The sequence below is a fragment of the Kocuria flava genome, assembly GCF_001482365.1.
Classification (GTDB): Bacteria; Actinomycetota; Actinomycetes; order Actinomycetales; family Micrococcaceae; genus Kocuria; species Kocuria flava.
Map to the genome: position 1 here is coordinate 1,634,034 of NZ_CP013254.1, position 12,969 is coordinate 1,647,002.

General features: G+C 74.7%; 14 protein-coding genes. 8 read left to right on the forward strand and 6 right to left on the reverse strand.

Annotation, left to right across the window (positions count from 1 at the left end):
• Positions 1 to 126: 126 nt before the first annotated feature.
• The gene (glmU, locus tag AS188_RS07335) at positions 127 to 1,584 is read left to right on the forward strand and encodes a bifunctional UDP-N-acetylglucosamine diphosphorylase/glucosamine-1-phosphate N-acetyltransferase GlmU (RefSeq protein WP_230779624.1); all 1,458 of its coding nucleotides are present in this window, start codon (positions 127 to 129) and stop codon (positions 1,582 to 1,584) included.
• Entirely contained in the window at positions 1,581 to 2,561 is a 981-nt protein-coding gene (locus AS188_RS07340; RefSeq protein ID WP_058858304.1) for a ribose-phosphate diphosphokinase, read from the forward strand. The genes glmU and AS188_RS07340 overlap by 4 nt, the downstream gene beginning before the upstream one ends.
• 143 nt (positions 2,562 to 2,704) lie before the next feature.
• On the opposite strand, the gene AS188_RS07345 is transcribed toward AS188_RS07340, so the two are convergent.
• Positions 2,705 to 3,868, reverse strand: a complete 1,164-nt coding sequence (locus tag AS188_RS07345; RefSeq protein ID WP_058858305.1) for a CAP domain-containing protein — start codon at positions 3,866 to 3,868, stop codon at positions 2,705 to 2,707.
• Positions 3,865 to 5,781, reverse strand: coding sequence for a GH25 family lysozyme (locus AS188_RS17440; RefSeq protein ID WP_147050375.1), 1,917 nt, complete (start codon positions 5,779 to 5,781; stop codon positions 3,865 to 3,867). The genes AS188_RS07345 and AS188_RS17440 overlap by 4 nt, the downstream gene beginning before the upstream one ends.
• A 449-nt stretch (positions 5,782 to 6,230) precedes the next feature.
• On the opposite strand from AS188_RS17440, the gene AS188_RS07355 reads away from it, so the two are divergent.
• Complete coding sequence (locus AS188_RS07355) at positions 6,231 to 6,680, forward strand: VanZ family protein (RefSeq protein ID WP_058858307.1); 450 nt, start codon at positions 6,231 to 6,233, stop codon at positions 6,678 to 6,680.
• A 48-nt stretch (positions 6,681 to 6,728) separates the two neighbouring features.
• On the opposite strand, the gene AS188_RS07360 is transcribed toward AS188_RS07355, so the two are convergent.
• Positions 6,729 to 7,343 carry a hypothetical protein gene (locus AS188_RS07360; RefSeq protein WP_058858308.1) on the reverse strand — a complete coding sequence of 205 codons (615 nt, stop codon included), beginning with the start codon at positions 7,341 to 7,343 and terminating at the stop codon, positions 6,729 to 6,731.
• 128 nt (positions 7,344 to 7,471) lie between these two features.
• Between AS188_RS07360 and AS188_RS07365 the strand changes: the two genes are divergently transcribed.
• From AS188_RS07365 to AS188_RS07380, 4 genes are all read left to right on the forward strand, one after another.
• Positions 7,472 to 7,984 (forward strand): MarR family winged helix-turn-helix transcriptional regulator, encoded by a 513-nt coding sequence (locus tag AS188_RS07365; protein WP_058858309.1) that lies wholly within the window; start codon positions 7,472 to 7,474, stop codon positions 7,982 to 7,984.
• A 161-nt stretch (positions 7,985 to 8,145) separates the two neighbouring features.
• Entirely contained in the window at positions 8,146 to 8,403 is a 258-nt protein-coding gene (locus AS188_RS07370; protein ID WP_058858310.1) for a hypothetical protein, read from the forward strand.
• Positions 8,404 to 8,463: 60 nt separating this feature from the next.
• Positions 8,464 to 9,093 carry an arsenate reductase/protein-tyrosine-phosphatase family protein gene (locus AS188_RS07375; protein WP_058858311.1) on the forward strand — a complete coding sequence of 210 codons (630 nt, stop codon included), beginning with the start codon at positions 8,464 to 8,466 and terminating at the stop codon, positions 9,091 to 9,093.
• Positions 9,094 to 9,284: 191 nt separating this feature from the next.
• Positions 9,285 to 10,718 (forward strand): FAD-dependent monooxygenase, encoded by a 1,434-nt coding sequence (locus AS188_RS07380; protein WP_058858312.1) that lies wholly within the window; start codon positions 9,285 to 9,287, stop codon positions 10,716 to 10,718.
• A gap of 14 nt (positions 10,719 to 10,732) precedes the next feature.
• On the opposite strand, the gene AS188_RS07385 is transcribed toward AS188_RS07380, so the two are convergent.
• On the reverse strand, positions 10,733 to 11,125 hold the full coding sequence (locus AS188_RS07385) for a VOC family protein (RefSeq protein WP_058858313.1): 393 nt from the start codon (positions 11,123 to 11,125) through the stop codon (positions 10,733 to 10,735).
• Complete coding sequence (locus AS188_RS07390) at positions 11,122 to 11,430, reverse strand: ArsR/SmtB family transcription factor (protein WP_083529314.1); 309 nt, start codon at positions 11,428 to 11,430, stop codon at positions 11,122 to 11,124. The genes AS188_RS07385 and AS188_RS07390 overlap by 4 nt, the downstream gene beginning before the upstream one ends.
• 175 nt (positions 11,431 to 11,605) lie before the next feature.
• On the opposite strand from AS188_RS07390, the gene AS188_RS07395 reads away from it, so the two are divergent.
• On the forward strand, positions 11,606 to 12,229 hold the full coding sequence (locus AS188_RS07395) for a maleylpyruvate isomerase family mycothiol-dependent enzyme (RefSeq protein WP_058858315.1): 624 nt from the start codon (positions 11,606 to 11,608) through the stop codon (positions 12,227 to 12,229).
• Positions 12,230 to 12,262: 33 nt separating this feature from the next.
• On the opposite strand, the gene AS188_RS07400 is transcribed toward AS188_RS07395, so the two are convergent.
• The gene (locus AS188_RS07400) at positions 12,263 to 12,781 is read right to left on the reverse strand and encodes a hypothetical protein (protein ID WP_058858316.1); all 519 of its coding nucleotides are present in this window, start codon (positions 12,779 to 12,781) and stop codon (positions 12,263 to 12,265) included.
• Positions 12,782 to 12,969 lie beyond the last annotated feature (188 nt).

A 12,969-nucleotide genomic window follows, 5' to 3' on the forward strand; every position in this document is an offset into this window, starting at 1 on the left:
CGGGACGTGACGACGACCGAGGAGCAGCATCGCGCCGTGAGCACCCCTGAGACCACCCCCGAGCGCGCCGGCACGGCGGGCGGCCCCGCCGCCGTCGTCGTCCTAGCCGCCGGCAAGGGCACGAGGATGAAGTCCAAGACCCCCAAGATCCTGCACCGGATCGGGGGTCGTTCCATGATCGGGCACGCGCTCGTCGCGGCCCGCAGCCTGCACCCGCAGCGGCTCGCGGCGGTCGTGCGCTTCGAGCGCGACCAGGTCGTCCCGCACGTGCTGGAGCAGGACCCCGAGGCGCTGATCGTGGACCAGGACGAGGTCCCCGGCACGGGCCGGGCCGTCCAGGTCGCGGTGGAGGCCCTCGACGCGCAGCAGCGGCTGGCCGGGACCGTGGTGGTCACCTACGGCGACGTCCCGCTGCTGACCCCCGCCGTGCTGGCCCGGCTGGTGGACCGCCACGAGCAGCGGGGCAACGGGGTGACGGTGCTGACCGCCGACCACGAGGCCCCGGGCGGCTACGGCCGGGTGCTGCGCGACGCGGACGGGTCCTTCCGGGAGATCAAGGAGGCCAAGGACGCCACCCCGGAGGAGCTGGCCGTCACCGAGATCAACTCCGGGATCTTCGCCTTCGACGCCGACGTCCTGCGCACCGCCCTCGCGGAGGTCACCTCGGACAACGCCCAGGGCGAGATGTACCTCACCGACGTCCCGCTGCTGGCCCGGCGGGCCGGCCACGCCGTGGACGCGCTGCGGATCGAGGACCGCTGGGAGGTCGAGGGCGCCAACGACCGCGTGCAGCTGGCCCAGCTCGGCGCGCACCTCAACCGCCGGGTGCTCGAGGAGCACATGCGCAACGGCGTGACGATCGTGGACCCGGCGACCACCTGGATCGACGTGCAGGTGCGCCTGGCCGCGGACGTCACGGTCCTGCCCGGCACGCAGCTGCACGGCGGCACCCGCGTGGCCGAGGACGCCGTGGTCGGCCCGGACACGACCCTCACCGACGTCGAGGTCGGCCCCGGCGCCCACGTGGTGCGCACCCACGGGTCCGGCTCGGTGATCGGCCCGGGCGCGTCCGTGGGCCCGTTCGCCTACCTGCGCCCCGGCACGGTCCTGGGCACCGGGGGCAAGATCGGCACGTTCGTGGAGACCAAGAACTCCCGCATCGGCGACGGCTCGAAGGTCCCGCACCTGTCCTACGTGGGGGACGCGACGATCGGGGAGCACTCCAACATCGGCGCGGCCTCGGTGTTCGTCAACTACGACGGCGTGCGCAAGCACCGCACCGTCATCGGCGACCACGTGCGCATGGGCTCCGACAACATGTACGTCGCCCCCGTCACCGTGGGGGACGGCGCCTACTCCGGCGCCGGCACCACGATCCGCAAGGACGTCCCCGCGGGGGCGCTGGCCCTGACCGAGGGCGCCCAGCGGATCGTGGAGAACTGGGTCGTGGACCACCGCCCGGGCAGCGCGGCGGCCGAGGCCGCCCTGCGGTCCCGCGGCGGGGACGACGACGGCGCGGCCGGCACCACCGGCCCCGGCACGGGAACCACCGAGGACACCACCGAGGAAAGCGAGAACAGATGACCGGCATCACCAACCCGGGGGCGAAGCGGATGGTCCTCCTGTCGGGGCGGGCCCACCCGCAGCTGGCGGAGAACATCGCCGCGGAGCTCGGCACGGAGCTCGTTCCCACCGACGCGTACGACTTCGCCAACGGCGAGACCTACGTGCGCTTCGGCGACTCGGTGCGCGGCGCGGACGCCTTCCTGATCCAGTCCCACCCGGCGCCGATCAACCAGTGGATCATGGAGCAGCTGATCATGATCGACTCGCTCAAGCGCGCCTCGGCGAAGTCGATCACGGTGGTCTCGCCCTTCTACCCCTACGCCCGGCAGGACAAGAAGCACCGGGGCCGCGAGCCCATCTCGGCCCGCCTGATCTCGGACCTGTACACGACCGCCGGCGCGGACCGGCTGATGTCGGTGGACCTGCACACGGCGCAGATCCAGGGCTTCTTCGACGGCCCGGTGGACCACCTGATGGCCATCCCGCTGCTGGCCGGGCACGTGCGCTCCGTCGTCGACCTCGACAACGTCACGGTGGTCTCCCCGGACACCGGGCGCGTGCGCGTGGCCGAGCAGTGGACGGAGCTGCTCGGCGGGTGCCCGCTGGCGTTCGTGCACAAGACCCGCGACATCACCCGCCCGAACCAGGCGACCTCGAAGGAGGTCGTGGGCCAGATCGAGGGCCGCACCTGCGTGCTCATCGACGACATGATCGACACCGGCGGGACGATCTCCGGCGCCGTGCAGGTGCTCAAGGAGAAGGGCGCGAAGGACGTCATCATCGCCGCGACCCACGCGGTGTTCTCGCCCCCGGCCGTCGAACGGCTCTCGGGCTCCGGGGCCGTGGAGGTCGTGGTGACCGACACGCTGCCCGTGCCGGCCGAGCACCGCTTCGAGAACCTCACGGTCCTGTCGATCGCCCCGCTGATCGCCCGGGCGATCCAGGAGGTCTTCGAGGACGGCTCCGTCACGAGCCTGTTCGACGGCCGCTCCTGACCGGTCCGACGACGACGCGGCCCCTCACCGTTGCCGGTGAGGGGCCGCCGTCGTCCCGGGGCCGGCGCACCGGCGCTCGCCCGGGAACGGGCCGGCCCCCGACCGCACGGAGCGGTCGGGGGCTGTCCCGGGCGGGGGAGTGGTCAGCGGGTGACCCACACCCGCTTCGTGACGGAGGACCAGTGCACGGTGTGACCGTTGGAGAACCGCTGCTGCACCTCGGTGCCCCACCGGTACTCGTCGGTGACGGGGAAGCCGTAGCCGCGCTCGTAGCCGGCAGCCTTCCACTTCTGGCCGATGGCGCTGTTCTCCTTGACCGTCCGGGCGCCGTTGCCGGGGCTCCACAGCACCTTGTGCACGTTCGCACCGCTGCGGAAGACCTGGTAGGCGCCGCCGGCGATCCGGCGCTCGTCGGTGGTGGGGTAGCCGTAGCCGTACTCGTGGCCGGCGGCGGCGAAGCGCTGGCCGATGGCCCCGGTGAACTGCACGGGCCAGGCCCCGGTCGGGGCGGACCAGTAGAAGGTCGCCCCGCGGGAGAACTGCTGGTAGACGCCCCCGCCCACCAGCCCGCCGCGCTCGTTCATGGTGGGGGTGCCGAAGACCGCTGCGCCGCCCAGGGCCCGGTACTTGGTGCCGATCCCGCCGCGGACGTCGTAACCGGTGGCCGCCCCGGGCTCGGGCGTGAGCGCCGGGGAGGGTGAGAGCGTCGAGCCCGGCGGGTTGCTCACGGTGGTGCGGGTGTCGGCGGGGGCCTGGCCCGCGGCGTAGCCGTAGGAGGTCACGGTGCCCACGAGCTTCCAGCCCTGCTTGTTGCCGGAGAGCTGGCCGTCGACGTAGGTCAGCCCGATGCCGATGACCTCCATGCGCGGGTCGGTGAGGACCTTGTTGTGGGCGGTGGAGCCCTTCCACCAGCTCATCAGCTCGTCGACCGTGCCCCGCCAGGAGACGGAGTGGATCTCGCCGGCGGCGTTCCAGGACCCGGCACGGGGGTCCTTGAGGAACGTGTCGGTGTGGTCGATGACCTCGTCGCGGGTCAGCCGGTCGGACTGGCTCTGGGCGATGCCCGAGACGGTCGAGGAGTACTTCACCGGGGACAGGCCCTTGGCCTTGCGGTGGGCGTTGATCAGCTCCAGCAGCCGCTGGGCGTCGGTGGTGCGGGTGTTCGTGGTCACCGAGACGATGTCCTTCGCCGCGGCGGCCGCCGGGGCGGCGGTCAGCAGCGCGGTGGAGGGCAGGGCCAGGGTCAGGGCCGCCGCGGTGAGGGCGAGGCGTCCGGGGGTGCGGGTCACGTGCTTGCGGTGCTTCATCGGGTCACCCAGATCCTCTTGGTGGTCGTGGAGTAGTGGACGGTGAAGTTCTTCGAGAACTGCTGGCGGACCTCGGTCCCGTACCGGTACTCACCGGTGACGGGGTAGCCGTAGCCGCGCTCGTGGCCGGCCGCGCGCCACTCGGCGCCGATCGCGCTGTTCTCCTTCACGGGGTGGGCGCCGCTGCGGGCGCTCCAGAGCACCTTGTGGATGCTGTTGCCGCTGCGGAACATCTGGTACGCGCCGCCGTCGACCAGCCCGCCGCGCTCGTCGGTGGTGGGGTAGCCCAGGCCGCGCTCGAAGCCGGCGCGCTTCCAGGCCGAGCCGATGCCGCTGTTCTCCTTGACGGGGTAGGCGCCCGTGCCGGGGCTCCATAGGATCTTGTGCACGTTCGCGCCGCTGCGGAACACCTGGTAGGCGCCGCCGCCGACCAGCCCGCCGCGCTCCTGGGAGGACGGGTAGCCGAGGCCGTTCTCGTAGCGGTGGGCGGCGAACGTGCGCCCGATGGCGCCGTTGAAGTTCACCGGCCACGCCCCGGTCGGGGCGGACCAGTAGAAGGTGGAGTTCTTGGCGAAGCGCTGGTAGACGCCGCCGCCCACCAGCCCGCCGCGCTCGTTCATCACCGGGGCGCCGAAGACGGACGCGCCGCCGAGGGCCCGGTACTTCGAGCCGATCCCGCCCTTGACCGTGTAGCCGGAGGGGCTCACGGTCGTGGCGCCGGCCGGGGCCCTGCCGCCGAGGGGCTTGTGGTAGCGGTTGCGGGCGAGGTCGCCCAGCTGGGCCGCGGTGCCGCGGTAGACGTTGGCGTCGATCCGCTCGGCGAAGCCGGCGTCGGTGTACTGCCAGATGTCCCACGTGGTCCAGCCGCCCGGGTTCTGCGGCGCGGCGCCGTAGGAGGCGATGTGCAGCGGGTGGTCGTTGAACGCGGTGGAGTTGCCGGTGCAGTCGCGCCAGAAGTAGTAGTTCGTGTAGATCGCCGGCAGCCGGCCGGTGCGGGCCTTGTACCGGTCGGAGAAGTCGCGGATCCAGCCCACCATCTCGGCGGGGGAGAAGCCGTAGCACTGGTTGCCGTAGAGGGAGGGGTACGGGTTGTTCTCGATGTCGAGCAGCCCGGGCAGGGTCTTGCCGTCGGCGGACCAGCCGCCGCCGTTGTTCACGAAGTAGTCGGCCTGCTTCGCCCCCGAGGAGTCCCGGGTGGGGATGGCGAAGTGGTAGCCGCCCCGGTACATGCCCACCCGGCCCGCGCCGGCGTACTGCTCGCCGAAGATGCGGTTGGTGATGCTGTCGCCCTCGGAGGTCTTCACGTAGGCGAAGCGCGAGCCCTGGTTCCACAGGCTCGACCAGTTCACGGTCGGCTGCCAGTTGGAGACGTCGGTGCCCTTGATCCCCGCCGGGGCCGACGCGGCGGTGGCCAGCGAGGAGACCGCGGCCACGGGCTCCTCCGCCGCGGCGGCGGGATCCGCGCTCTCGGCGGCTCCCGCCTCCTCGGCGGCGGTGGCGGCGTCGCCGGCGGCGTCGTCGTCGGGGGTGGTCGGCCCGCCGGTCCCGGGCTCGTCGTCGAGCTCGGCGGCGGTGCGGGCGGAGGCCTTGGCCAGGCGCTCGAAGTGCTCGGGGCTCTTGGCCCACTGGCCCATCACGGCGCCGCCGTCGAGGCCGTCGCCGGTGGGCCGGGTCCCGGCGGTGGCCGGGTCGGGGAGGACGGCCTCGCCGGTGGCGGCGTCCTCGGTGGTGGTGACGATCTGCCCGCCGGAGTCCACGACCTTGGAGACCAGGCCGCCGCGGCGGTCCTCGGACAGGGTGACGGGGTCGGTGCCGGCGGCCCCGTCCGTGGCCGCGGCGGGGGCGAGGGAGCTGATGGCCAGCACGACTGCCGTCAGGGCAGCGGGCAGCGCCAGGGTGGGGGGTGCTTTCACGTGGGACGCCTAACTCAATGGGATCAGATAGGACGACTCGTGCAGGCCATGGGGGAAATGGGGGGAAGTTCCTTGGGAGCCACGGCAACTATAAATGTGTGTTTGCATCAACAAACGCATGCCATCGCATATTACGGGCGCGTAGAACGTGCCCGGTCGGGCAGGTCGGTCGTGACCTGGCCGTGACCTGCGGAAATCCGCGGCGCCGGATCACGGCACGTCCGACCGGGATCCGGCACATTTATTGTTTTGTTACGTTCGCCGGTGCTGTCCCTACTTGGGGAGCGGTGCCGTGGGCGGCTCCGGGGACGCGGCCCTCACCCGTCGGCCGCCGCTCCGCCCGCCGACGGGGGCCCGCGGGCACCCGTTGCATCGACCTCGCATGAGCGCGCATGAGAATCCCGCGCTGACCTGCGGGAACGTCTCCGTGTCGGGTCTACGCTCGGTGTGTGAACGCGTTTCCCCACCCCGACGACGACGGTGCCCGCCGCCCGCGCCCGCCGCACGCGGTGCTCGTGCTCTACGCCGTGTACCTCGTCGCCTCGGCCGTGCTCTTCCTGGGCCTCGACGGGCCGCGGGTCGGCGGGCTGCAGGTGCGGGTGTGGGCGCTGCTCCAGGACCTCGGGATGCCGGGGTGGGTCTCGCTGGAGCTCTTCGAGTCGCTCGCCAACGGGGCGGCCTTCGTGCCCCTGGTCCTGGTGCCGGTGCTGCTCGTGCGCAGTGGCGCCTGGTGGGTGTGGGCCGCGCTGGGGATCGGGCTCAGCGCCGGGATCGAGTTCGCCCAGTTCCTCCTGCTGGACTCCCGGGTGCCGGACCTGCGCGACGTCGTGGCCAACGGGCTCGGCGGTGCGCTCGGGGCCTGGCTGGGCACGGTCTGCACGAGGGTCCGCGTCGCGTAGGGCGGCGGGACCGCCGGTCCGGGCGTTCCGGCGCGCGGGCCGGGTGCGCTACGCGGCCTGCAGCGTCTCCCGCCCGGCCGCCTCGGCCAGCTGTTCGGCCGGCACGCCGTGCTCGGCGGCCAGGCGCACCGCCGCCTCGAGGTCGAGCTCGGCGGTGTCCACCGCCCAGGCCGCGGACTCGCGGTCGGCCTCGGCCAGCCACTGCTCGGCAGGGTCGTCCGCGGCGCCCTCCTGCGCGATGAGCTGGTCGCACGCCCACAGCACGGACTCGACGACCCCGGCGGCGGCGTGCACGCGCTGCAGGAGGAGCTCCGTGAAGACCGGCCGCTCGTGCGGGGCGCACAGGGGCTGGGTCCGCCCGGGGTTCGCCGGGAGGGTCAGCAGATAGCCGCACGCACAGGCGTGGACCCGCTCGCCGGCCAGGGCGGCCTCGAGCACGGCCCGGTTGGCGTGACTGCCGGGCACCAGCGGGTCCAGGCGGCGCACCGCCATGGGGCCACCGCAGTGGACCGGCTCCTGGGGTCCCGTGCTCCCGGCGGCCTGCTCCGCGCCCCGCTCGGACGCGACCGGCGGCGCGGGCCACTGCGGCGCCGGCGGCAGCTCCACCGCACCGATCTCGAGGGTCGGGGCGGGGCTTGCTGGGGCGTCGTCGAGCACGGTCATGATGCACCTTCCGGTCGTTCTCCTCGGTCGCCGCGGCGGCGGCCACCGGTGCCCCCACCCAATCACAAACTGTGTAGCTTGTCTAACAATCAGTGCATCGAATCGTCAGTTCGTCTAGAGTGCGCTCCATGGCCACCCCCTCTCCTCGTCCGTCCGGATACTGGTACGGCACCGACCGTCCCGGGGCCGTCGAGGTGCTCGAGGCCCTGCGCGGCTACCGCACCGCGGAGCAGGCCGTGCGCCGGCGCACCCGGGAGTCGATGGGCATGGGGGAGAAGGACGTCCAGGCCCTGCGCCACCTCATGGAGGCCGACCGTGCCGGGGAGCCCCTGACCCCCCGCATGCTCGCCACGAAGCTCGGCATCTCCTCGGCCTCGACCACCGCGCTGCTGGACCGCCTCGCGCGCAGCGGCCACGTCGAGCGCCGTCCCCACCCCACCGACCGGCGCTCGCTGGTCATCGTCGCCACGCACGAGGCCGACTGCGAGATCCGGGCCACCCTCGGGCAGATGCACGAGCGCATGCACGCCGCCGCCGCGCGGCTGGGCCCCGAGCAGGCCGCGACCGTCGTCGCCTTCCTGCACGAGATGAGCGCCGCCGTCGACCCGGAGGGCACCGCGACCGCCGACCGGCACCGCTGAGGCCGCCGCACCGGCGCCTGCGGCACCCGGCGTCCCCGACCGTTCCCGCTCCACCGGGAGGGCCGCCCGGCGGCGCCGTCCTGTCCCCGCTACCGTCCACAACGGCGCCCCACGCCGGGCGGACGGTTCCGTCGTTGCGCGGATCCTTCTACGGTCGGAGCATGCGCGCGCAGTTCGTGGACGAGAGCGGACAGCCCGTCGACGTCTCGCTCGCCGTCGACGGGCTGGTGCTGGGCGCCCTCGTCGGGCTGGTCTCCTGGCTCGTCGGCCACTTCACCGCGCCGGTCCTCATGCTGCTCGTCACCCCCGCGCTGGGCGCGCTCGCCGTGTGGCGGATGTACTCGACCGTCGTGGCGCAGGAGGACGCACGGGCGCAGGAGCGGGAGGACGGCGCGCAGGAGGGCGCCGCGGAGCACTGAGGCCGTCTCCCGCGCCCCAGTAGGCTGGAGGGCAGCCACCCCCGCTCCCCAGGAGGATCCTTGCCCCCCACGCGCATCCTGACGGTCTGCACCGGCAACGTCTGCCGTTCGCCCCTGGCCGCGGTCGAGCTGCAGCACGGGCTCGACGCCGTGTCCCCGGGCGGGTTCGAGGTCACCAGCGCGGGGCTGCACGCCCTCGTTGACGACGCCTTCGAGCACCGGGTCGGCGCCCTCGCCCGCGAGCGCGGCCTCGACGCCGACACCCACCGGGCCCGGCAGCTCACCGCGCAGATGCTGACCGACGTGGACCTCGTGCTCGTCATGGCCCGGGAGCACCTGCAGCCGGTGCTGCAGCTGTCCCCGCGGCTGCTCAAGCGCACGTTCCCGCTGCGGGAGTTCGCCCGGGTCCTCCAGTACGTGGCCGGGGACCCCGCGCTGGATGCCGCCGTGCCCGCCGACCGTGCGGAGCGGTGGGCGTGGCTGCGCAAGCAGGCCCCGCGGCTGCGCCAGCGCGTGCCGGTGCGCCAGGCCGAGCGCAACGACGTGATCGACCCGTACCGTCGGCCGGACGCCGTCCTCGAGCAGATGGCCGACGAGCTGCTCGAGGCGACCGGCGCGATCGTGGCCTGGGAGCGCCGCCACGCCGAGCGGGCGGGCACCGTCCCGCCGCCGCAGGGCGCCGGCGGCTGAGCCCGGGAGCCCCGCGGGCGGTCCGGGTCCTCATCGGTCGGGGCGCGTGCGCTCCCGTCACCTCCAGGATGCGCCCGGACCCCGGTCTTGCCGCAAGCCCCCGGCCGGGGCGCACACTGCCGGGGCGGCGGTCCGCACGGGCGGCCGGAGGGCCCGGCCCCTGAGGGGCCGGGCGAGGAGCGGAGGACGCGATGACCGACGTGGTCGTGGCCGGCGGCGGGCCGACCGGGATGATGCTGGCAGCGGAGCTGCGGCTGCACGGGGTGGACGTGCTCGTGGCCGAGAAGCGCCTGCACCCGCCGGGGTTCGTGCGCGCCCTGGGCCTGCACGTGCGCAGCATCGAGGTGCTGGACCAGCGCGGGATGCTCCCGCGCTTCCTCGCCGAGGGCACCCGGTACCCGCTCCGGGGACTGGTCGCCGGCATCGACCGCCCCGCGCCCGAGGACCTGGACACGGCCCACCCCTGGGTCCTGGGGATCCCGCAGCCCGTGACCGACCGGCTGCTGGCCGAGCACGCCGCCGGGCTCGGCGCGCGGGTCCGCCGCGGCGCCGAGGTCGTGGGCCTCGACCAGGACGACGACGGGGTGGTGGTCCGGCTCGCCGACGGCACGCACGAGCAGTGCCGCTGGCTGGTGGGCTGCGACGGCGGGCGCAGCACCGTGCGCCGGCTGCTGGGGGTGGGCTTCCCCGGTGAGCCGGCGCGCACGGAGTTCCTGGTCGGGGAGATGGCGGCCACCGCCGCCCCGGAGGAGATCGCCGCCGTGGTCGCGCGGGTGCGGGCGACGGAGCGCCGCTTCGGCCTCGGGCCCCTCGGCGGCGGGCTGTGGCGCGGGGTCGTCCCCGCCGACGGCGTGGCGGGGGAGGGTGCGGGGCCGCCGACGCTCGAGGAGTTCCGCCGGCGGCTGCGGGCCGTCGCCGGCACCGACCTCGGCGTGCACTCCCCGCGGTGGCTCTCCCGCTTCGGGGACGCCACCCGGCAGGCCGAGCGCTACCGCAGCGGGCGGGTGCTGCTGGCCGGGGACGCCGCCCACGTCCACCCGCCGGTGGGCGGGCAGGGGCTGAACCTGGGGCTCCAGGACGCGTTCAACCTGGGCTGGAAGCTGGCGGCCGCGGTCGCCGGCCGGGCCCCGGAGCGCCTGCTGGACAGCTACCACGCCGAGCGCCACCCCGTGGCCGCCGACGTCCTGAGCACCACCAGGGCCCTGACGGAGCTACTCTCGCCCGAGCCCGGCCCGCAGGCCGTGCGGCGCCTGGTGGCCGAGCTCCTGGGGCTGGAGGACGTCCACCGGCACCTGGTCGGGAAGATCACCGGGATCGGCATCCGCTACGACCTCGGCGGCGGCCACCCGCTGGTGGGCCGCCGTCTGCGCGACCTCCCGCTGGCCCGGGGGCGGCTCTACGAGCGGATGCACACCGGGCGCGGCCTGCTCCTGGACGCCACCGGCCGGCTGTCCCCGGCGGGGTGGGCAGACCGGGTGGACCACGTCGTCGGGCCCTGGGCCACGCCGGTGGACCCGGAGGTCCAGGCCGTGCTGCTGCGCCCCGACGGGCACGCCGCGTGGGCCGGGGCCGACCGGCAGGGGCTGACGGAGAGCCTGGGCCGCTGGTTCGGCGCCCCCGCCTGAGCGCGGTGCGCCGCTCAGGCCTCCGGGACGCTCGCGATCTGGATGAGGTTGCCGCAGGTGTCGTCGAGCACGGCCGTGACGGCCGGGCCCATCCGGGTCGGGGGCTGCACGAAGCGCACGCCCAGCGCGCTGAGCCGCTCGTGCTCGGCCTGCACGTCCTGGACCCCGAAGCTGTTCCACGGGATGCCGTCGGCGACCAGCGCCTCCTTGAACGGGGTCACGGCCGGGTGCACGGAGGGCTCCAGCAGCAGCTCGACCCCGTCGGGGGCCTCGGGGGAGACCACGGTCAGCCACCGCGCGCCCCCGGCGGGGACGTCGGTCTTCAGCCGGAAGCCGAGCACGGTCGTGTAGAACTCCAGGGCCTGGGCCTGGTCGTCGACGAAGACGCTGGTGGTGGTGATGATCATGACGGGTCCTTCGGGTCGGCCGCCCCGGACGGGGACGGGAGGGTGTCCAGCCACGTGCGGGCCGCGGCCAGAGGGGTGGGATCGAGGTGGTGGACGGTGGTGCGCCCGGCGGTCGTGGCGGTCACCAGCCCGGCCTCGCGCAGCACGGCCAGGTGCTTGGTCACGGCCTGGCGGGTCATGGCCAGCCCGTGGTTCTCGATCAGGCGCACGGTGAGCTCGAAGAGGGACTGGTCGTTGCGCGCGGCCAGCTCCTCCAGCAGGATCCGCCGGGCCGGGTGCGCGAGGGCCTGGAAGAGGATGTCCACGACCGCAGAATAGGCAACTTGCTGGTTGCCGGTCAAGAGGTGTGCGCGGCCGCCCGCGGCCCGTCGTCGTCCCTGCGCTAGTCTCGGCACGGTCGGGCCCTGCCGCCCCGGGCACCGCACCGCAGGAGAGGTCCTGCCGGGCCCGGTGCGGGGCGTCCGGGGAGGGAGGCATCCGATGCGCCACGAGGTCTGGCCCGTGGTCCACGCCGAGCGGGCCGCCCTGGCCGCCGACCTGAGACGCGTCCCGCGCGCCCGGTGGAACACGCCGTCCTTGTGCCCGGGCTGGGACGTCCACGACGTGCTCGCCCACCTCGTCGACGACGCGAGGACCACCCGGCTCGGCTTCCTCCGGGGTCTCGTGGCCGCCCGCCTCGACTTCGACGCCCTCAACGCCCGCGGGACCGCGCGCGAGAGGGCCGAGGACCCGCAGCGGACCCTCGCGCGGTTCCGGGCCGTGGGCACCCGCACCACCAGCGCCCCGGCGGCCCCGGCCACCCGCCTGGTCGAGGTCTTCGTGCACGGGGAGGACATCCGCCGCCCGCTGGGGCTGTCCCACGCCTGCCCGCCGGGGCCCGTGGCGGTGGCCCTGCGCCACCAGGCCGCCACCCGGGTGTCGTTCGGCGGCGGCCGGGAGCGCATGGACGGCCTGCGCCTGGTGGCCACGGACACCGACCTGGTCCTCGGGGCCGGCGCGGAGGTCCGCGGCACCGCGCTGGCCCTGCTGCTGGCGGTCTCCGGCCGCCCGGTGCGGGCGGGGGAGCTCACCGGCCCGGGTTCGGCCCGGCTGACCGACTCCTGACCGGTCGGAGTGGTGGGTCCGCGGCCCTCGGGCTCAGGAGCGGTCCACGCGGTCGCTGGCGGCTCCGGTCAGGACGCGGGCTGTGTCGACGAGGTGCGCGGTGCGCTCGGCCGCCCGCCGCGGGACCCAGGCGGGCATGCGCGCGTACCACCCCAGGTCGTCGCGGCACCGGGCGCGCAGGACCGAGCCCGACCCGGTGTCCGTGGCGGTGACGGTCAGCTCGGCGGGCAGGGCCCGCCGGCCCCGGGCCGAGGCGGCGCCGGTGAGGCGGAAGCGCAGGTCCGAGCCGACCGTGACGACCACGCGCCGGTGCTCCCGGCGCACCCCGGCCCGCTCGGCCGCGAAGTGCTCGGCGAGCCGGTCCAGGGCCTGGGCGGGCGGCAGTCCGGAGGTCCACTCGTCCTCGAGCACCACGCGCTCATGGCGCGGCGCCCGGCGGGCCCACCGGCCGACGGCGGTGCAGGCCGCGGCCCCGACCACCGGCCAGCCCGCGGCCGCCCACCACGGCAGGTCCGCCCGGAGGAGCAGCCACGGCGGGACGAGGAGCAGCACAGCCCCCGCGGCTCCCGCAGACCAGCACGGTCCGGTGCGCATGGCGACCCCCGTTCCCGGCCGCCGAGCCCCCGCCGGCCGTCCTCACTGTCTTACGGGGCGGGGGTTTGCCATCGCAAGACACGGATGCGGGGACAGCGACACCCCGCGGTCCTGCCGGTCGCCCCGTCGCGGGCCGGCCGCTCCTC